The 20,796-nt window shown below is 44.9% G+C and carries 17 protein-coding genes and 1 pseudogene; 6 read left to right on the top strand and 12 right to left on the bottom strand.

From position 1 onward, the window contains the following. Window positions 1-122: 122 nt before the first annotated feature. The 6 genes from AC04Q6_RS16395 to argH all read right to left on the bottom strand — a co-directional run bounded on the left by AC04Q6_RS16395 (window position 123) and on the right by argH (window position 6,669). Window positions 123-788, bottom strand: a complete 666-nt coding sequence (locus AC04Q6_RS16395; RefSeq protein ID WP_442860749.1) for an LbetaH domain-containing protein — start codon at window positions 786-788, stop codon at window positions 123-125. Beyond that, window positions 788-2,839: a DNA topoisomerase gene (locus AC04Q6_RS16400; RefSeq protein WP_118071119.1), complete on the bottom strand. Its 2,052-nt coding sequence runs from the start codon at window positions 2,837-2,839 to the stop codon at window positions 788-790. Before AC04Q6_RS16400 ends, AC04Q6_RS16395 begins: the two co-directional genes overlap by 1 nt. Before the next feature lies 1 nt (window position 2,840). Then, the gene (locus AC04Q6_RS16405; protein WP_021975775.1) at window positions 2,841-3,596 is read right to left on the bottom strand and encodes a formate/nitrite transporter family protein; all 756 of its coding nucleotides are present in this window, start codon (window positions 3,594-3,596) and stop codon (window positions 2,841-2,843) included. A 182-nt stretch (window positions 3,597-3,778) separates the two neighbouring features. After that, window positions 3,779-4,015: a putative Se/S carrier protein gene (locus AC04Q6_RS16410; RefSeq protein ID WP_021975774.1), complete on the bottom strand. Its 237-nt coding sequence runs from the start codon at window positions 4,013-4,015 to the stop codon at window positions 3,779-3,781. Between the two features lie 95 nt (window positions 4,016-4,110). Then, window positions 4,111-5,196, bottom strand: coding sequence for an aspartate-semialdehyde dehydrogenase (gene asd / locus AC04Q6_RS16415; protein WP_118062638.1), 1,086 nt, complete (start codon window positions 5,194-5,196; stop codon window positions 4,111-4,113). A gap of 93 nt (window positions 5,197-5,289) precedes the next feature. Next, window positions 5,290-6,669, bottom strand: a complete 1,380-nt coding sequence (gene argH / locus AC04Q6_RS16420; RefSeq protein ID WP_021976248.1) for an argininosuccinate lyase — start codon at window positions 6,667-6,669, stop codon at window positions 5,290-5,292. A gap of 219 nt (window positions 6,670-6,888) precedes the next feature. Between argH and AC04Q6_RS16425 the strand changes: the two genes are divergently transcribed. After that, window positions 6,889-7,578, top strand: coding sequence for a hypothetical protein (locus AC04Q6_RS16425; RefSeq protein WP_021976249.1), 690 nt, complete (start codon window positions 6,889-6,891; stop codon window positions 7,576-7,578). Window positions 7,579-7,646: 68 nt separating this feature from the next. Here the strand turns inward: AC04Q6_RS16425 and AC04Q6_RS16430 are convergent, their stop codons facing one another. Beyond that, window positions 7,647-8,303 carry an epoxyqueuosine reductase QueH gene (locus AC04Q6_RS16430; RefSeq protein WP_118071167.1) on the bottom strand — a complete coding sequence of 219 codons (657 nt, stop codon included), beginning with the start codon at window positions 8,301-8,303 and terminating at the stop codon, window positions 7,647-7,649. Window positions 8,304-8,432: 129 nt separating this feature from the next. On the opposite strand from AC04Q6_RS16430, the pseudogene AC04Q6_RS16435 reads away from it, so the two are divergent. After that, a pseudogene (locus tag AC04Q6_RS16435) lies at window positions 8,433-9,201 on the top strand (ABC transporter ATP-binding protein). Beyond that, window positions 9,194-9,988 (top strand): ABC transporter permease, encoded by a 795-nt coding sequence (locus AC04Q6_RS16440; RefSeq protein ID WP_118071118.1) that lies wholly within the window; start codon window positions 9,194-9,196, stop codon window positions 9,986-9,988. The pseudogene AC04Q6_RS16435 and the gene AC04Q6_RS16440 overlap by 8 nt, the downstream one beginning before the upstream one ends. 74 nt (window positions 9,989-10,062) lie before the next feature. Here AC04Q6_RS16440 and AC04Q6_RS16445 read toward each other — a convergent pair whose 3' ends face one another. The 3 genes from AC04Q6_RS16445 to AC04Q6_RS16455 form a co-directional block, all read right to left on the bottom strand. Then, window positions 10,063-12,477, bottom strand: coding sequence for a putative bifunctional diguanylate cyclase/phosphodiesterase (locus AC04Q6_RS16445; protein WP_242997001.1), 2,415 nt, complete (start codon window positions 12,475-12,477; stop codon window positions 10,063-10,065). Between the two features lie 271 nt (window positions 12,478-12,748). Continuing rightward, the gene (locus AC04Q6_RS16450; RefSeq protein WP_118071117.1) at window positions 12,749-13,990 is read right to left on the bottom strand and encodes an Nramp family divalent metal transporter; all 1,242 of its coding nucleotides are present in this window, start codon (window positions 13,988-13,990) and stop codon (window positions 12,749-12,751) included. A gap of 89 nt (window positions 13,991-14,079) precedes the next feature. Further along, window positions 14,080-14,733, bottom strand: a complete 654-nt coding sequence (locus AC04Q6_RS16455) for a DUF3786 domain-containing protein (protein WP_021976255.1) — start codon at window positions 14,731-14,733, stop codon at window positions 14,080-14,082. A 354-nt stretch (window positions 14,734-15,087) separates the two neighbouring features. Between AC04Q6_RS16455 and AC04Q6_RS16460 the strand changes: the two genes are divergently transcribed. Both AC04Q6_RS16460 and glgD read left to right on the top strand, forming a co-directional pair. Next, on the top strand, window positions 15,088-16,227 hold the full coding sequence (locus AC04Q6_RS16460; protein WP_118071116.1) for a glucose-1-phosphate adenylyltransferase: 1,140 nt from the start codon (window positions 15,088-15,090) through the stop codon (window positions 16,225-16,227). A gap of 1 nt (window position 16,228) precedes the next feature. Then, window positions 16,229-17,350 carry a glucose-1-phosphate adenylyltransferase subunit GlgD gene (gene glgD, locus AC04Q6_RS16465; RefSeq protein WP_021976257.1) on the top strand — a complete coding sequence of 374 codons (1,122 nt, stop codon included), beginning with the start codon at window positions 16,229-16,231 and terminating at the stop codon, window positions 17,348-17,350. Between the two features lie 84 nt (window positions 17,351-17,434). Here the strand turns inward: glgD and AC04Q6_RS16470 are convergent, their stop codons facing one another. Both AC04Q6_RS16470 and AC04Q6_RS16475 read right to left on the bottom strand, forming a co-directional pair. Next, complete coding sequence (locus AC04Q6_RS16470; RefSeq protein ID WP_118071115.1) at window positions 17,435-18,145, bottom strand: hypothetical protein; 711 nt, start codon at window positions 18,143-18,145, stop codon at window positions 17,435-17,437. Window positions 18,146-18,392: 247 nt separating this feature from the next. Beyond that, window positions 18,393-19,313 (bottom strand): acyltransferase family protein, encoded by a 921-nt coding sequence (locus AC04Q6_RS16475; RefSeq protein WP_476389777.1) that lies wholly within the window; start codon window positions 19,311-19,313, stop codon window positions 18,393-18,395. 203 nt (window positions 19,314-19,516) lie between these two features. Between AC04Q6_RS16475 and AC04Q6_RS16480 the strand changes: the two genes are divergently transcribed. Continuing rightward, a complete protein-coding gene (locus AC04Q6_RS16480) occupies window positions 19,517-20,698 on the top strand; it encodes a MerR family transcriptional regulator (RefSeq protein WP_118071113.1) in 1,182 nt (393 codons plus the stop codon). Window positions 20,699-20,796: the final 98 nt, after the last annotated feature.

Consider the following 20,796-nt stretch of genomic DNA (forward strand, 5'->3'; position numbering starts at 1 on the left):
CTGCGTGGCCAGGAGGGGAGGAGCTCGAGGAGGGGAGACGGCCTTCGCAACTGTGAGTGCTTCCCCTCCTCGAACCTTCCACTGCTTACCAAGCAGAACTTATTTCAAAAAACAAAGAAAAACTATTTTTTCTTCACAATTTCTTTCGCATTTTTATAAATGGAATCCGCCGGAACGCATCCCCTTACCGGTGACAACGGATAAATATTGGAATTCCGTCCGATCACAGTCCCAGGATTCAGCACGGAACCACATCCAACCTCAACATGGTCTCCCAGCATTGCTCCAAACTTCTTAAGACCAGTCTCGATCTTTTCATCCCCATCTTTCACAACAACCAGCTTCTTATCCGATTTCACATTAGAACAAATCGATCCGGCTCCCATATGGGATTTATACCCAAGTACTGCATCTCCAACATAATTATAATGCGGAACCTGCACTTTATTAAAGAGCACCGCATTCTTAAGCTCTGTGGAGTTTCCCACAACTGCGCCTTCGCCAACAATGGCCTTGCCGCGGATAAAGGCACAGTGACGTACCTCCGCCTCCCTACCAATGATAGCCGGTCCGGTAATACTTGCAGTCGGCGCAACAGTAGCAGATTTTGCGATCCATACATTTTCACCTTTCTTCTCATATTCAGAAGGATCCAGTGTTTTTCCAAGTTTAATGATAAACTCTCCGATCTCCGGAAGAACCTCCCACGGATAAGTTTTTCCCTCAAAAAGCTCTGCCGCGATGGTCTCATTCAGATCCAGCATATTGCTGATGGTAAAATCTTTCATCATGATGATTTTTTTCCTCCCTGTCTGGAAGCACGCTCCGGCTTCCTGTAATTTACAGCGGCCGCGTCAAAGAACTGCCGCAGGTTGTACTGATAATTGCTTGCTTCCACCTGCTGGGTCCGCACCCGCACAAAATGTTCCAGTTTGTCCATATATTCCTGTTCCGTGATGCTTCCCTCTGACACGTAGGTGAGGCCTTTTTCCCAGCTTGCCGTAAGCTCCGGGTTCAGAAGCTGCCGGATAGAACAGTTTACCACATCAAAGATCATCTCCCCCAGAAGTGTGGGCGTAATCACCTGGCTTTTCTTATTCAACGCCAGATATTTGATGTTAAAAAGTTTCTTCAGGATCTCCGCACGAGTGGCACTGGTGCCGATCCCGCTTCCCTTGATCTGGGCACGGAGCTCTTCATCCTCGATCAGCTGTCCCGCATTTTCCATGGCAAGGATCATGGAACCGGAATTGTATCGTTTGGGAGGCGAAGTCTCGCCTTCCTTGATACTTAAACCGTTCACAGGAAGTATATCACCCTTTTTCAGCTTCTGCAACGCCTCCAGAAGCACCGTATCACAGGAAACTTCTTCCTCTTCCCCGTTGCCGCCTTTCTCACTGTCGGAAGCTTTTTTCCGGGCAAAAGAGTTCGTGGCGATCTTCAGATAGCCTTCTTCTTTCAGAACTTTAAAAGAGGAAAAGAATGATTCCCCGTCCAGTTTCGTCACAAGGCTCACTTTCTGATAAACAGCCGGAGGATAAAAAATACATAAAAACCTCCTCACGATCGTCTCATACACTCTCTGTGCGGTAAGAGACACACTTCCCAGTGCATTCAGCCCCTGGCCGGTAGGAATAATGGCATAATGGTCTGTGATCTGCTTGTCATTCACATACCTGGTCTTCGCAATGTTTTTCCAGGATTCCATTCCCAGAACCTCTGCTGCCGCAGCTCCTGCCTGCTGATAATTTCGAAGGCCGGAAATATTCTTATATATCTCCTTGGCAACTGCTGTAGACAACACTCTGGCATCCGTTCTCGGATACGTCACCAGTTTCTTCTCATAAAGCTCCTGCACGATCCGGAGTGTTTCATCCGGACTGATCTTAAAGAGCTTGGAGCAGACGTTCTGAAGCTCCGCCAGGTTAAAAAGAAGGGGCGGATTCTTGTTTTCTTTTTTTCGCTCCACTTTCTCCACGGTACAGGAAAGGGGCTGGTTCACCATCAGCTGATCGATCAGCATCTGGGCATGTTCTTTTTTCTTGAAACCATTTTCTTTATAAAGATACGGGGACTGGAAATAACGGCTGCCTTCCACAGCCCTCCACTCTCCGTCAAAACTTTCGCCTGCAAGGGCAATGCTGCTTAAGACTCGGTAAAACGGTGTCTTCACAAAGACACGGATCTCCCGCTCTCTACGCACTACCATACCAAGGACACAGGTCATTACACGGCCTACCGCAATGGCCTGATATTTGGAATGGAGATAATTGGTCACACTGCTTCCGTAACGCAAGGTCAGCACCCTGGAAAAATTGATTCCCATAAGATAGTCTTCCTTTGCGCGGAGATAGGCAGACGCTGCCAGATTATCATACTCCGAGATATCTTTTGCTTCCCGGATCCCTCTTAAAATTTCTTCTTCTGTCTGGGAATCGATCCACACTCGTTTCTGGACTTTTCCCTTCACTCCTGCCATCTGGGCTACCAGACGGTAAATATATTCACCCTCACGTCCGGAGTCGGTACACACATAAATGGTCTCCACATCCGGCCGGTTCAGCAATCCTTTTACGATCTCAAACTGCTTTTTGACTCCGGGGATCACTTCATATTTAAATTCGCGCGGCAAAAAAGGCAGGGTATCAAAACTCCACCTTTTATACTTGATATCATATTTTTCGGGATAACTCATGGTAACCAGATGTCCTACACACCAGGTCACCACGGAATCTGCTGATTCCAGATATCCGTCTTTTCTCTGACCGTTGATCTTCAAAGCCTTCGCAAATTCCTGTGCCACGCTGGGCTTCTCCGCTATGTATAAAGCCTTTGCCATACTATTTATCTGCACTCATCTTTCTAAGCGGCCATGCCAGAAGCACGCCTCCGCCAACTATATTTCCCAATGTTACGATCACCATGCTCTTAAGCATAGCGCCGACAGACAATCCAGGCACCATACAGAATGCAACTGTAAAGATACCCATATTTGCAATACAGTGCTCAAATCCGCTGACAACGAAACCTGAAATACAGATCGTGATCATCAGGAATTTGCCTGACTCACTCTTCAGTTTAATGCCGCAGAGAACTGCAAGACAGACAAAGAAATTACAGAGCACCGCACGGAAAAACATCTGTCCTGCCGGAATACTGAGTTTTCCGTTTATAAATCCCGCAAAGTAATCTGCTGTACCGGACGCTCCGGCACCAACAAAGATCAGAGCCAGGATCAGGCATCCCACAAAGTTGCCGATGTAACTGATTCCCCAGACCTTGCCCACGTCTTTCCATGATACGCTCTTGTCATACGCACCAAATGCCATTACCAGATTGTTACCGGTAAACAGCTCTCCTCCTACCATTACGATCAGAAGAACCGCAATAGAGAACACCAGGGCTCCGAGGAATTTCCCCCATTCCGGGAATGTTTTGGAAAATACATTTCCTACTACATTACTATAGATCATCGCCACATCAATAAAAAATCCGGCCATGATCGCCCGCATAAAGTATTTTCCGAAATTGCTGTTCAGTAAATTAATCTTACCTTTCGCAGCGGTTGACAGCTTCTCTACATCCTCCCTGTTCATAAATAGCACCTCCACATATTTTTTAGCAAGCGTGGCACTTTGTTACTGCTTCTTTGTTCACAGTAACACGCTTTCCGGAAATCTGCTTGTTATATTGTAACACTTTACCATTTATTTCACAATAAAAATGCGAAAATTTCCAAAAATTTCTGGTTTGTTATACACAACAAACAATATCCACTTTATGCTAAAACACGATAGATGCCATCCCAGGCCAGTTCTTTTTCTTTCAGAAAAACTTCCGCTTCTTCCTCGGACTGTTCCACACATTTCCAGGCCAGCCCGCACTGGGCGCTGATCTCCGACGGGATCGGGATCAGTCTTCCCGGAAATTCTGCTTCCTTCGCCGTTTTTTCCATCTTCATGGCAGCTGTGGTCGTAGAAAACGTGACAACTGTGGTGATCACTTTTTTACGCATGTCTTTTTGTTCCTTCCACACACGCAAAAACAGGACACCGGAAAACCCGATATCCCGTTTCTGCTGATTTTTTATCTCTATGAAGAATTACCAGATTATTTTGCCTGGATATATCCTTTGGCTTTCAGAGTCTCTGCACAGAGAACAGCTCCGCCTGCAGCACCTCTTACAGTGTTGTGAGAAAGTCCGATAAACTTGTAATCGTAAACAGTATCCTCACGAAGACGTCCTACAGATACTCCCATTCCGTTCTCATAGTTTACATCCATCTGTACCTGCGGACGGTTGTCCTCCTCAAGATACTGGATGAACTGCTTCGGAGCGCTTGGAAGCTCAAGCTCCTGCGGAAGTCCCTTGAACTCTACCAGTTTCTGGATCAGCTGCTCTTTGGTCGGTTTCTTGCGGAATTTAACGAATACAGCTGCTGTATGTCCGTTGAGAACCGGAACACGTACGCACTGGCATGTGATCACCGGTGTGGTAGCCGGAACGATCACACCGTCCTCGATCTTCCCCCAGAGTCTTAACGGCTCTTTCTCGCTCTTCTCTTCCTCACCGCCGATGTACGGAATGATGTTGTGCTCCATCTCCGGCCAGTCTTTGAATGTTTTTCCTGCTCCGGAAATAGCCTGATATGTAGTAGCTACTACTTCGTATGGCTCAAACTCTTTCCATGCGGTAAGTACCGGAGCATAGCTCTGGATAGAGCAGTTCGGCTTAACAGCTACGAATCCGCGTTTTGTTCCGAGACGTTTCTTCTGGAACTCGATCACATCGAAGTGCTCCGGGTTGATTTCCGGAACTACCATCGGAACATCCGGTGTCCAGCGGTGTGCACTGTTGTTGGAAACAACCGGTGTCTCTGTCTTGGCATACTCTTCCTCGATTGCCTTGATCTCTTCTTTCGTCATATCAACTGCGGAGAATACAAAGTCAACAGTAGCTGCAACTTTCTCTACCTCGTGGATATCCATAACGACCAGTTTCTTTACTGCCTCCGGCATCGGAGTATCCATTTTCCATCTGCCGCCTACAGCCTCCTCGTAGGTCTTGCCTGCGCTTCTCGGGCTTGCTGCTACAGTAACCACCTCAAACCACGGGTGATTCTCCAGAAGAGAAATGAATCTCTGGCCAACCATTCCAGTTGCACCTAAAATGCCGACTTTAAGTTTTTCACTCATAATAAAACTCTCCTCATCTTGTGTCCCTCTATGGCACACATTTGTCTTTTCTGTAAATACTATACCAATTTTTCGGAAAATGCAAGCATTATCTTAATTTTTTTCAAGATATTCCTTATTCTGAGCGATCACCTGCTCCATAACAGATGGTCCCGGTGCACCAAGAGTTACTCGTTTCTCCACACAGGTCTTCATACTGATCGCCTCGTAGATATCCTCCTCAAAAACAGGGCTGATCTCTTTGTACTCGGAAAGTGGAAGCTCATCCAGGGAGATTCCTTTATCCAGGCAGAGAAGAACCAGTCTTCCTACGATACCGTGGGCATCACGGAACGGTACGCCATGGTTTACCAGATAATCTGCGGCATCTGTTGCGTTTGTAAATCCTCTCTTTGCGCTTGCCTCCATATTTGCCTTATTGAACTGCATGGTGGAAACCATACCTGTAAACAGGGCGATACATCCCTTTACAGTATCAATGGCATCGAACGTAAGCTCTTTGTCTTCCTGCATGTCTTTGTTATATGCAAGGGGAATTCCCTTCATAGTTGTAAGGATAGATGTCAGTGCACCATAGACACGGCCTGTTTTTCCGCGGACAAGCTCTGCGATATCCGGGTTCTTTTTCTGCGGCATGATGCTGCTGCCTGTGCTGTATGCGTCATCGATCTCAACGAAACGATACTCATTGGAGTTCCACAGGATGATCTCCTCGGAAAAACGGCTCAAATGCATCATAATGGTAGAGAACGCACTTAAGAGCTCGATCACATAATCTCTGTCTGATACAGAGTCCATGCTGTTTCTGGTCGGTGCGTCAAAGCCAAGAAGCTCTGCGGTATAAGCACGGTCCAGCGGATAAGTGGTTCCTGCCAGTGCTCCGGCTCCAAGAGGACAGGTGTTCATTCTCTTACGGATATCAAAGAGTCTGTCACGGTCTCTCCTAAACATCTCAAAATATGCGCCTACATGGTGAGCCAGAGTTACCGGCTGTGCCTTCTGGAGATGGGTAAATCCCGGCATGTAGGTGTGTACATTCTCTTCCATGATCTTCTGCAGGGCAAGAAGAAGGTCTTTCAGCTCTTTGTCTGTCTCATCGATCTCGTCGCGGACATACAGTTTCATATCCAGAGCCACCTGGTCATTACGGCTTCTTCCTGTGTGGAGTTTCTTTCCGGCGTCTCCGATACGGTCAATCAGGTTTGCCTCCACGAAACTGTGGATATCCTCGTACTCGGATGTGATCTCAAGTTTGCCCTCTTCCACATCTTTAAGGATTCCATCCAGCCCTTCTGTGATCTGATCTTTTTCTTCCTCTGTCAGGATTCCCTGTTTTGCAAGCATGGCAACATGTGCCTTGCTTCCGCAGATATCCTGTTTATAAAACTTCTGGTCAAAAGAAATCGATGCGTTAAAATTGTAAACCAGCTTGTCCGTTTCTTTTGTAAAACGGCCTCCCCATAACTGTGCCATAATATTCTTCCTCACTTTTCTTTTTTGCGGCAGAACTGTCTTCTCCGGGCGGACATGAGATCCGCCTCCCGGACGTCTGCACTTTTCTGTGTTAGTGTATCATATTTTTATGGAAATGCAAAGTTTTTCATACTTATACATACCATAAGTATTTTATACTGAGCATTTTTTTGATATAATAACCCCACGGATAAAATGGATAAACCGGAGGTATTTAATATGAGTATTCTTTCAGATACAGCACATGAAAATATGATAAATTCAGAAGCTGCTGTAACATATATTTTAAAAGCCCTGTTTTCAGATGTGTTTAAGTTTGACGGTACAACGGAAGTCATGATTTCCGAAAATATCAAGCGAGGATGTCCTCATATATGGAAGGATCCGAATTATCGCATAATATCAGATAAACTGTTTCACTGGTGGTTGTCTGATATGCCATATATTTATCTGGCTATGCTGGAAGATCAAAAATTTGTACCCGTATTATACGAAAATCTGAAAAAGATTGTCGAATATGACAAAAACCATTCTTTAGATGCAAGAGTATATGATGAAAACAAAAATGTTTTCTCTTCAAAATTATGCACAGGTACTGTTTTTCATGTTGATTTTACAAACTTCAATGAAACTTTGTACAAGAAATTACTTGCAGATCTGGAAAGATCCATGCATGCTTTAGATGATATCCGTGACCGGGTTGATGATTTTGTAAACGGCCTCTCCCCGTCCAAACGCCACCAGATTTCCTATATTGTCTGCAATTTCATGTACCTGCTGCTTGAATTGATGCATAATGATGATATATGTAACTGGTTTGAAGCAATCAGTAACTATTATCAGGATATGGCCCATGCCCATGCTGCAGTCTATGAGGAAGCATGTGATAACCCTGATGATTTTGCATAATGCTAAATACAGGACGGGAGATATTTTTTCCCGTCCTGTTTCTTTTTACGAAACTGTATTGTTTCTTCTTAATCCCCGGAATTTTCCAGGACTCTTTTTCTGTCTCTTTCCTGTGCTTCTCTTTTTGAAAAAACACAGCCGCAGTAATTCTGCCGGTACAGATCGTGCTCGTGGGACAGCTCAATGGAGCGCTTGTAGCCATTCTTTTTCTTGAAATCCGAAGTCAGATGTGGCACTTTATAGATTTCTGCCAGCTCCTCCCCGATCTCATTGATCTTCTGTGCATTTTTCAGAGGACTGATACTTAAAGTGGTAGTGAAATAATCATATCCGCCCTCTTTCGCCAGTTTCGCCGCCTCTTCCATCCGCAGGCGATAACACCGAAAGCACCGCTCTCCTCCTTCCGGAACATCCTCCAGTCCTTTTGCCATCTCATAAAATTCCTTCGGGTCATACCGTCCCTCCACCAGAGTTACCGGATGGACAAACTCCATCTCCCCGATAAGACGCCGAATCTCAGCCACGCGGTGTGCATATTCCTCCTCCGGTGCAATATTGGGATTATAAAAAAATATGGTGATCTCAAAATACTGCGACAGATATTCCATCACATAACTGCTGCAGGGTGCACAGCAGGCGTGAAGAAAAAGTCTGGGCGTTTTTCCCTCTTTCTGAATGTTTTCGATCAGTTTATCAAGCTCTTTCTGGTAGTTTCTTTTATTCAATGTTTGTAATTCCTTTCTCTCTGACTGTTTGGCGGCAGGCACCGGCGTCTCCTTTTCTGCCATGCGCCTTCTCCTGTTTCAGACATATGATAATATTATACCATTATCTACAAAAAGGAGGCAATATCCATGAATCCCATCCTGAAAGTACGGGATGTGTGTCTTTCCTATCACACATTGTCCGGTGAGACACCTGCCCTTTCTCATATATCCTTTGACCTGATGCCCGGCGAATTTCTGTCCATTGTAGGACCCTCCGGCTGCGGCAAATCTACACTTCTCAATCTGATCGCCGGCCTTCTCGCCCCGGAATGTGGTTCCATTACTCTGGATGAAAAGCCGGTATCTGCCGGCAGTACCGCTGTAGGATACATGCTTCAGAAAAGATCATCTTCTGGAGTGGCGCAGTATTTACAAAAATATTCTCCTTGGCCTTGAAATCCGTAAAGAACTCACTCCCGAAAAACTTTCTCATGCCGAAGAACTTCTCCGGATATATGGTCTTGACCGTTTCCGGGATGCCAGGCCCTCTCAGCTTTCCGGCGGTATGCGGCAACGTGCCGCCCTGATCCGGACCCTTGTGTTGAAACCGGAACTTCTGCTTCTGGACGAACCATTTTCCGCGCTGGATTATCAGACCCGCTTAAATGTCAGTGATGACATTGGAAAAATTCTCCGAAATTCCGGCAAACCTGCAATTCTGGTTACTCACGATATCTCCGAGGCCATCAGCATGGCAGACCGGGTACTGATTCTTTCTCCCCGCCCTGCCACTGTACAGAAAATTGTTGACATCCATCTGAATATCAATAACCGTACTCCGCTTTCTTCCCGAAATGCTCCGGATTTTAAAAAATATTTTAATCTCATATGGAAGGAGCTCAACGAAAATGCCTGAAATTTCCAGACATCAGAAACAATATCTTTTACAGTATAAAAAAGAAAAACGTCTGATCTTCACAGCACGAATTCTTCTCTTTGTCCTGTTTATGGGACTCTGGGAAATGTCTACCAGATGCGGATGGATTGATTCCTTTATTTTCAGCAGCCCTTCCCTCATCGGAAAAACCTTTCTTTCCATGTGCAGGGATCAGTCTCTGTTTTCCCATATTGGAGTTACTCTGACAGAAACTCTTGTCAGTTTCTTTTTTGTTGTAATCCTGGGCGTGGGAACTGCCATTCTTCTCTGGTGTTCTCCAAAGACTTCCAGAATCCTGGAGCCTTACCTTGTGGTACTGAACAGTCTCCCGAAATCTGCCCTTGCACCTCTTCTGATTGTATGGCTGGGTGCCAATGAGCGAACCATTGTAGTTGCCGGCATGTCCGTGGCTATCTTTGGTTCTGTTATTAATCTGTACTCCGGTTTCTGCCAGGCAGATCCGGAAAAACTAAAACTGATTGAAACTCTGGGAGGCCACAAAAAAGAAAAACTGACAAAAATCATTCTGCCAGCTTCCCTCCCTCTGATCATCAGTGTTATGAAAGTAAACATTGGTCTCTGTCTGGTGGGTGTTATCATCGGCGAGTTCATCGGTGCCAGAAAAGGTCTCGGATATCTTATCATCTATGGAAGCCAGACTTTTAAACTCACCTGGGTTCTTATGTCCATTATGATCCTGTGTATTATTGCCATGGGACTGTATGCAGTGCTTAATCTTTTGGAAAAATATATACAAAAGCGATAAAATGGCAACTTACAAATTCTTAAAACAAAAAACACGCTGCCAGTTAAATACTGTCAGCGTGTTGTAATTCTGTTTTATTTTCCCATAAAATCTGTGCAGAATTCTTCCCACGGTACCGGTCTGGAATAATAAAATCCCTGAATTTCATCACAGTCCAGTTCCCGGAGAATTTTTACCTGACTGGCCGTTTCCACCCCTTCTGCAAGTACCTGCATTCCCAGACTGTGTGCCAGGGCTATGGTATGGCGGATCACTTCTTTTCCTCTCGGATTTTCTATGTAATCAATCAGGCTCTTGTCCAGTTTCAGCGTATCAAAGGGCAGCTGGTTTAAACTTGTCATGGAAGAATATCCGGATCCAAAATCATCCATATGAAGTTCAAATCCGGCATTTACCATCTTCTCTGTAAGCTCTTTAATCTGCACATTATAAAGAGCTGCTGTCTCTGTAAGTTCAATAGGCACTGCGAAAAATGGAATACCATTCTCCTCTACAATATGTACATAACGCAAAATCATATTTTCGTAGTGGATACTTGCCCTGGAAAGATTCACCGAAATAGGGATCAGCTTTTTCCCTGACCTCATAAGTGTTTTCTGAATCTCACATACTTTATTAAACACATATTCATCCAGGCGTACAATCAATCCATCCTTCTCATAAAGTGGAATAAATTCACCTGGAGATACCATAGAGCCATCTTTTTTCTTCCATCGTACAAGTGCTTCCGCACCTGCGATTTCTTCTGTTACTACATTATATTTAGGCTGGAGATAAACCACAAATTCTTCATTGCGGATAGCTTCATCAAACTCATTTTCCATCATCCTGTCACGGATATGTTTCCGCCCCATCTCCTCATCATAAAAAGCAAACGAATGCTCATAGTCATTCTGTATACTCTTCATGGCAAGAAATGCCCTGTCACAGATCAAAGTCAGCGGTAATGTCTTATCCACATTTTCATAAATACCATAATTCACAGCCAGATTTGAAATGGGAGCCCTCTCTGCAATCCTGTGAATAGCAGCTTCCACCTTTTCTTCTGCAAGGTTCAGATCTCCATATACAATAGCTACAAACTGATCTCCACCATATCTGGCTACCATTCCACTGTGAACCTGTTTTTTGTATGCATCTCCGAGATATGCCAGAACCTGATCTCCTGTTTTTTCTCCGTAGGTACCATTAATCCACTTGAAATTTTTGACATCTGCCACAACCACATGAAACTTCTGGTCATTTTTGACACGCATCAGTGTCTTTGCATGATGAAAAAATGCCTGGCGGATATAAAGTCCTGTCAGCTCATCGTATTCCAGTGCAGACAGAACAATCGCAGATTCCCGAAGCTTGATTACACTATTGATCTTTCCCTTCACAATCCGGACATTGTAAGGCTTCCGGATAAAATCGACTGCCCCCAGTTCCAGACAGCGAACCTCATCTTCCGGACGGTTGCTTCCTGTTATTACAATTACCGGAACAGAGGAAAGCATCATATCATCCCGGATTCTGTCCAGAAACTGAAATCCGTCGCAGATTGGCATACTTACATCCAGAAGCACTGCGGAAATATCACGGTAATTCTCTCCCAGCAGCTTCAGTCCCTCTTCTCCGTTAACTGCGGTCATAACTTCATAACTGTCTTCCAGAAGCTCTGCCAGAAGTTTCCGATTCAGCTCATTATCTTCTATTATAAGAAGCTTTCTTCTGGAGGACGGTCCCCCCGGTTCCAGAATGGATTCCATTTCACTGTGCTGAACATCCATATCTTCATTGGCAAAAGCCAGAACAATCGCTTCAAAATCATCTGCCTTCCCAATTCTTGCACATTTTACATAGTAATAATGTGTAATTCCGTCCCTTCTCACCCTATAGTGGATCATAAACTGGGAAACCTTTTTCAGACGCTGACAGATTTTGTCAAAATCCAGCATCTGCCTCATTCTGGTCTTATCCTCAGACGCAACATTATCTTCTATGTAAATGTCCACTACTTTTTCGTAAGGTTCCTCACGGATCAGGCTTTCACTTACTCCACCAAGTACAGGATTATGAAAACGGAATACCTGTATTTCATGTGTGGCACAGTTTACAGAATAAATATTGCTGTAGTCCTTGCCCAGCACATTGATGATTCCCAGCAGCAGAGGATTCTCTCCATTATTGGTAATTCCTCTGTATGTTTCTTCTGTTGCTTCTGCCGCCGAAAATATCATCGCATGTCCCAGTTCTCCGGACTCCAGCTGAATTTCCACTGCATCAATGGATCTCAGAACCTTTTGCTTCGTTTCCAGATAGTTCTTCGGACCTTCAATACCGTTAACAACCGGGCATTCCGCACATGGATTCTCTTCATGCATCAGACATCGATAACACTTTTCTCCCTTTTTCAGCTCCGGGTATATAATTTCTGCCGCATGGTTATAGCTGACTATATTATAATCTGCATCTATTACATACATTCCCGACGCATTCTTGCCCACTTTTTTACACCTCCAGGACCCTTGTACTTTTCTGCTTCCGGTTCTCTCCTGTCCATACTGACAAAAAAATGTTTCTGGGAAATTGACAGAGACTTCTGTCGTGACACCTCACAGATAGATCAAAATGGTCGCCAAAATTTCATAGTTATGCAATAATAATATACTCTTTTTACAACAATAGCAAACATTTTTTCATATAGTTCTCCGTTTTTCCCATATTTTTCATATGATTCCAGCAGATTTTCGCAATCTGCTTCGCTGTCTGCTCAGCTTATATAGATGTAACCAGCAATCCTGCATTTAAAAGTGTTACAATTCCCGCAATCGTCCATAAGGTTACCTTTAATCTGGTACTGTTGGCATATTTTCCCATAACTCTGGTGGACGATGTAAGATATATCTGTGTAAAAACAGTGATGGGCAGCTGCATTCCCAGGAGCATCTGCGAATAGATCAGTCCATCAAAAGGTGAACGGACCAGAAGAATCAGCAGCGCAGCGGGAACCATTGTTATCAGTACACCCTGTCTGGTTTCTTTTGTACTGATATCATATGGTTTATTAAAAATTCCCGAAAAAATAGTCCCGCCTGCCATTCCGGCTGTAATACTGGAAGAAAGACCTGCCAGAAGAAGTGCCAGGGCAAAAATCACAGAGGCTCCTTTGCCCAGAAGCGGAGTCAGCATATTTCCCGCCACAGACAGATCATTAACTGCGCCTTCCCCTTTTCTGTAAAAAGTCGCCGCTGCCATCAGAATCATTGCACTGTTGATCGCCCAGCCAATAATCATGGAAAAAAGCGTATCCTTAAACTCATATTTCAGCTGTTTCTGAATCACCTCTTCCTCTTCCAGATTCCACTGCCTGCTCTGAATTACTTCGGAATGAAGGAAAAGATTGTGCGGCATTACAACTGCTCCCAGGACACTCATAATCACAGGCATGGAATTTTCCGGGAAATATGGTTTCACCCATCCTGACACTGCCGCCGGCCAGTCAATATCTGATATCCCAATCTCAACCAGAAAAGAAAAACCAATCAGAGAAACAAACAATATAATCAGTTTTTCAATTTTTTTATAGGCATTTGTAAACTGGCATACCAGTACTGCCAGCAGTATCACCATACTTCCCACCCGGACAGGAATATGAAACAGCATCTCAAGAGCTATGGCACCTCCCAGGATTTCTGCCATGGCTGTCGCAACCGCTGCTGCCACCGCTGTCCAGAGTACTATATTTTTTACTGTTTTATTCATATAGCGGCTGGCGGCTTCCGAAATACAAAGGCCCGTAACAATTCCCAGATGAGCCGCATTATGCTGCAGAATAATCAGCATAACCGTAGACAATGTCACCATCCACAGAAGACTGTATCCATAGCCGGAACCTGCAGCTATATTGGATGCCCAGTTTCCCGGATCAATAAATCCCACCGTTACAAGCAGCCCCGGGCCTACATATTTCAGAAAATCAAGACTGTTTTTCCCCACTGATTTCAGATATTTTCCCATATGGCATTGTCTACCTTTCTTTATGTTAGTTTTAACTAACTGCTTCAGACATACATTACCACATCCATTCCGTTTCGTCAATCCTGTATTTATTTCATCCGAAAAGACTTTCCTCTGACTGGTAAGTCTGCCAGCTCCGCCAGACGCCTGATCCCTGCATCTGCAATGGATACCGCACTTTCCACATGATTAAAATCTGTGGCACTGTAATCAAAAAGAATATTTCCCTGGGCCTCAAATTCCTCATCTCTCTCCCAGAAAAAGAATCTCATTGGCATGCATTCAAAAGCCCTGATTTCATAGCCCACATCTCCCTGTGGAAGTTCTTTTCCTCCAAGTTTGCCAAAGGCCTCCCGAAGTTCTTTTTCATGCCCGGAAAACGTAGCTCCAAACACATCCGTCTCCCCGACCTTATAGGCCGGAGCAAATGGTCTTGCATTGCGAAGATCTGCAAAAGGTACCCACTTATTCATAAAAAAAGCTCCTTCTTTTGCATATCCAAGAAGTGTATAGATATTCAGCATTTCCGTTGTATCTGGTTCCCGCTGGCCATCCATACTGCAGATCCTTCCATTTTTCAGGCTGATTCCGTATTTTCGCCCGAAATGGACCAACGTAAAAAAACCCTTTTCTTCTTTCAATTCCGGAACCCGCTTTCTTAAATTCTCCAGATCCATTTTCATGAATTTATCTGCCCAGTCTTCACATAGCTTTACATAGTTGGAAATTTTTTCATCTTTCATCTTATTTTCTCCCTCTGTTATTCCCAAATAGTTCTTCGCCGGATACTTTTGTCCGAATAAAATCTTTTTTTCAGAATACACTTTTTCCTCTTCTTACGCAAGCAAATCCGGATTCTGGATGTTTTTTCACCATTTTATCTGAATTTCAGGACCGGCTTTGACCGTTTCTTTCTATTCCGACAAATTACCTGTCAATTTTTTCAAATTCGCACAAAATTTTAACACAAAAATAACGTTTTTTTGCACAAAAAACTGGATTTTCAATCCCAAAAGGTGTATAATATGAACAAAGTTTATTGTTTTTAAGTTAAAACACTTCTGACAATAAACAAGAAATGAAAGTGAGGATTCGCCATGAAACAAAACAGTATGTTAGCAATGATTCTGGCCGGCGGAAGAGGAAGTCGTCTTCACGAGTTGACGAATAAAGTTGCCAAGCCAGCCGTTGGTTATGGTGGTAAGTATCGCATCGTGGATTTTCCGCTCAGTAACTGTGCCAACAGCGGCATTGATGTCGTAGGTGTACTGACACAATATGAATCAGTTTTACTGAACAGCTATGTAGCAGCCGGTGGCCGCTGGGGCCTTGATGCCAAGGACAGCGGAGTTTATGTACTTCCTCCACGTGAGAAGGCTGATGCCGGTCTGGATGTATACCGTGGAACAGCTGATGCGATCTCTCAGAATATTGATTTCATCGACTCACAGAACCCGGAATACCTTCTGATCCTTTCCGGTGACCACATCTATAAGATGAATTATGCAAAGATGCTTGATGACCATATCCAGCATAAGGCAGATGCGACTATTGCAGTTATCGAGGTTCCCATGAAGGAAGCCAGCCGTTTCGGTATCATGAACACCGGTGAAGATGACCGCATCGTGGAATTTGAGGAGAAACCGGAACACCCGAAGAGCAATCTTGCCTCCATGGGTATCTACATATTCAACTGGAAGCTTCTGCGCAAGCTCCTGCTGGCAGATATCAAAAATCCGGATTCCAATCACGATTTCGGTAAAGACATCATCCCTACACTCCTTGCACAGGACAAGGCACTCTACGCCTACAAGTTCAAAGGCTACTGGAAGGATGTAGGAACCATCGATTCCCTCTGGGAAGCAAACATGGATCTTCTCAGTCCTAACAGTGAACTGGATCTTAACGATCCTACCTGGAAAATCTACACTGAGGATGCTACCTCTCTTCCACAGTATATCTGTGATACCGCTGTGATCAACACTGCTTTCATTACTCAGGGCTGTGTTGTAGAAGGTGAGATCACCAACTCCGTACTTTTCACAGGCGTCAAGGTCGGTCCTGGTGCCAAGATCATCGACAGTGTCCTGATGCCGGGTGTTGTTGTTGAAGCAGGTGCCGTTGTCCAGCGTGCTCTCGTTGCAGACGGAGTCGTGATCGGTACCAATGCTCGTGTCGGTTCCAGGGACAGTGAGCACATTGAACTTGTATCAAAACGTGTAAAGGGGGCTGAGTAATATGTTTAAAGCATTTGGAATCGTGAATTCCTCAGAAAGAAATATCCATGTGGAGGGGCTTCAGGACTACCGTGCGATCGGCGCCTTTTCATTTCTCGGAAGATATCGTGTCATCGACTTCCCGATCTCAAATATGACCAACAGCGGAATTGAGTACATTCAGGTCTATGTAAAGAACAAACCCCGTTCTCTTGTAGAACATCTCGGAACCGGACGTCACTATAACATCAACTCCAAGAGCGGTAATCTCCAACTCCTCTTTTCAGAGCATTTCGGAGTCAACGATATCTATAACACCGATATCGACAACTACTACTCCAATCTGGAGTGCATCGAAGCAGTTCATTATCCGTATGTTGTTATCGCTCCGAATTACATGATCTACACCACCGACTATTCCAAGCTGATCGATGCCCATATCGAATCCGGTGCAGATGTGACCATGCTTTATCATTCCGTTGATAATGCCAAGGAGAACTATCTGAACTGCCACATCCTGAACCTGAACCGTCAGAAGGGTGTTCTCTCCATTGAGCACAACCACGGCAATGCAAAGAACCGCAACATTTTCATGGATACCTACGTAATGAGCAAGGAGCTTTTCATCAGCCTCATCCATAAGGCAAAAGAGATTTCCTCTCTTTATACCCTTGCAGACGTGATCAATGCCGGCTGCAGAGACGGTGAGCTGGATGTGCGTGGTATATCTCATCGCGGATATTTTGCATCGATCACTGATTTCAAGAGCTATCACGATGCAAATATGGATCTGATCGACTACAAAACTGCAACCGATCTTTTCCATGATAACTGGCCGATTTATACACGCACCAATAACTCCTGCCCGACCCATTATTTTGACACAGCTAATGTTTCCAACTCCGTTATCTCCAACGGCTCCATGATCGAGGGAACTGTAGAGAATTCCATTGTCGGACGTGGCTGTACCATCAAAAAGGGCGCTGTTATCAAGAACTGTGTAGTTCTTGCAGACTGCACCATCGGTGAGAATGTCCATATCGAAAATCTGGTCGTAGACAAGCATGCCAAGATCACACATGCCAAGGAGATCATCCGTCCTGCTGGTGAGCCTGGCTACATCAAACGTAACGATACACTGTAATATTCATATAATAAGGCCTCCGGTTCCTGTGTTACGAACCGGAGGCCTTATTTATCTCTGCGCTCAGCTGAGCATATGAATCCATCATTTCAGAACAGACTGGATCCATTTCAACGCATTATCTTTATTCTTCACATTACCCGGAAGGCAAATGCACACCGGATCATATCTCAGGCCAAATTCCTGAGCAACACTACTGCTGCCGTCAAGCTCCAGATGCTGATCATCCACAGCGCCCAGAGACTCAAACACCTCATCTCCAAACGTTTCCCTGAGATCTGCATACATTCCGCTGTCCTTCTCATGTTCATAGAGCTCCTTCGGCATGATCAGGACATCAACGGTAGCACTCTGGATTTCCGTCACATATGCGATCCTGGCATAGTAATCAAAATCCTCTCCTGTCTCGTCCGTCATCAGATTCTGTGCCACACTGACTTCTGCATATTTATCCTCTGTTCCCAGTGTCTTCAGAACATCCTCTTCCACCTTCTCTGAGTCATAATTCCCTGCATTCACCACCGCAATGGAAAGCACCGTCTTCATCTGTGCGTGCCGGTAAATATTCACTCCCAGACAGACTCCGCCGATGACAAGAAGCACGCACAGCATATGTATCTTATAATACATCCAGATATACTGAAGCTTCTTACCTGTTCCCATTCCCTTCAGTTTCTCTTTTTCGATCCGGCGGCGTTCCTTCTTCGTCAGATCTGTTTCGTTGGGCATCTCCGGATTCAGTACACTCTCATCGTGTCCGTCACTGCCGGCCTCCGCTCTGTTTTGTAAATCCATAAAAATCTCCTTTTTCTTTCATGTCTCAGTATTTTTTACCCTGAAGCGGGATATTCCAGTCGCTTTCCCCGCATCCTCCTGGTGGGTGCTGTGACTTATCAATAAAGGATATTTTAGCATATTTTGGTACAAAATCACAGCGCATAAATATGAAAATACCATAAACTCTTCTATTTCCGACAGATCCTCATTCCATATCCATACATTACCGCCACAGCAGTCACAAAAACACAGACCATCACCGGTCTCATCCACAGATATAAAAGATTTTTCTCAATTCCAACTGCCACAGCCACATCCTTAGGATATCCGCCACACAGAGATGGAACAGATAAATAAAAAATGCATATTTCTGACCGATGGCTACCGGAAGCTCGGGCACTTTCCGATTTTTTCCCATGATCGCAATGAGAAAAAGGCCAACAGCCATAAATACTGAACCCAGAAACAATTCCAGTTTGCCAAAATACCGGTATTCCAGCAGACTTGCGATCCCGCCGCCAGCTGCCATGCCATACAAAAGAAACACTTTTTTTCCGGCAAACCAGGCTTCCAGCTTTTCCTGATGTCTGTGTATCAGATGTCCCAACATAAAAAACGGAAATCCGGTAAACAGATAGTTTCGAAACTGCATAACACGGAAATGCTTTTCCGGGAACAGGAAGGTCGAAAATTCCTCCATTCCGAAATGGATCAGAAGAAGCACCGGTATCAGAACATATGACTGCTTACAAATCCGGAATCTTGCTGCCAGGGCAAAAAGAAGATAACAATAGAGCAGTGCCGGGAGAAACCACAGATGCCATTTCACCTGAGAGCTGTTATTATATAGAAGAAACTGGCGAATATGTTCCCCCGAAACCAGGGCTTCCAGCCATTCCTTCTGGCTTGCTCCGTCGATGTGGTTCTGGATCAGCTCCCACAGACAGCAGACCGGAAATGCCACAAGCATCAGCTTCAGAACATGCCGGATCTTTTTTCCGGTTCTTATAAATTCCGTATCATCGCCACGGAAACAAAAATATCCGGATACCATAAAAAACACAGGTACTGCAAATCTGGCAAGTACATTGGCTATGATTCCGGCATTTCCCGGAAAATGGACGTGAAGAAGCACAACTGCATAAGCACAGATCGCCTTTACCATATCCAGAGTACGGTTTCGCATAAAAATTACTCCTTTTTATATCGAACGCTTATCCCGGAAATATGATTCCGGGGTTCCTTTTTTTCGAAACGATATACTAACAAACCAGCAGAATTTTGTCAATGTTGTTTTTCTCTTGTACGGCTTCCGGATCTGAATTATAATTCTTTTATGACTTCTATGACAGGATGTTTGTTATTTCCTCAGAAAGGATTCTATTTTTTATGAAAAAAGACGGCTACTATTCTTCCGGCGAATTTGCACGCATGGCACACGTAACTCTGCGTACTGTCCGCTATTATGATAAACAGGATATCCTGAAACCCTCTCTCGTCACCGAATCCGGCGCACGTTTTTATACAGATGAGGATTTTGCAAGGCTTCAGCAGATCCTCCTTCTGAAATACCTGGGCTTTTCCCTGGATGACATCCGTGAAATGACCATCGGTGATTCCGATTATCATTTCATGCTGAATTCTCTGAATATCCAGCTTCGTCTGGTCCGTGACCGGATCGAACAGATGCAGCTGGTGGAAAAAGCGATCCAGGATACCGCACAGATGATAAAGGAACAGCACACCATTGACTGGAGCCAGATGCTGAACCTGATCCACCTGACCGGCATGGAAAAAAGCCTCAAGAATCAGTATCAGAATGCCACCAACATTTCCTCCAGGATCAACCTCCACAGCCTGTACTCCCAGAACAAACAGGGATGGTTTCCCTGGATCTTTGAGCAATGCCGGATCTCACCCGGTCTTCGTATTCTGGAGCTGGGCTGCGGGGACGGAACGTTATGGACCGACAACCTTTCCCTTCTGCCGGAGGATATCTCCATCACACTTTCCGATATTTCCAGCGGTATGCTCCGTGATGCCAGACGAGCCATCGGTTCCTCGGATACCCGGTTTGCATTCCGGGCCTTTGACTGCCGAAAAATCCCCTGTAAGGACGAAAGCTTTGATCTGGTGATCGCCAATCACGTGCTTTTTTACTGCGATGATATTCCCTCCGTCCTGAAGGAAGTCCGCCGTGTCCTCGCTCCCGGCGGAAGATTTCTCTGCAGTGCTTACGGAAAGGCACATATGCAGGAGGTCAGCCAGCTGGTGCAGGATTTTGATGAACGGATCGTGCTTTCCGCAGACCGGCTTTATGAACGGTTCGGACGTGAAAACGGCCAGAGTATCCTGGAGCCTTTTTTCCCAAAGGCTCAGTGGCTTTCTTATGAAGACTGCCTTCTGGTCCAGGATGCGGAGCCGCTGATCTCCTACGTCCTCTCCTGCCACGGCAACCAGAATCAGTATATATTGGACCGTTACAAGGAATTCCGGGCCTACACCGCCAGAAAAACTGCCAAAGGATTCCGCATTACCAAGGATGCCGGCGTATTTCTTTGTGAAAAATAGCCAAAAATAAAAATTATGAAAAAAGCTCTTGAAGGTGACCTTGCGTCACCTTTTATAATACAGTTACAGTAACAAAGTTATGTGCAGGCACGACTTAT

It is taken from the genome of Blautia sp. HA9023, from assembly GCF_056504095.1.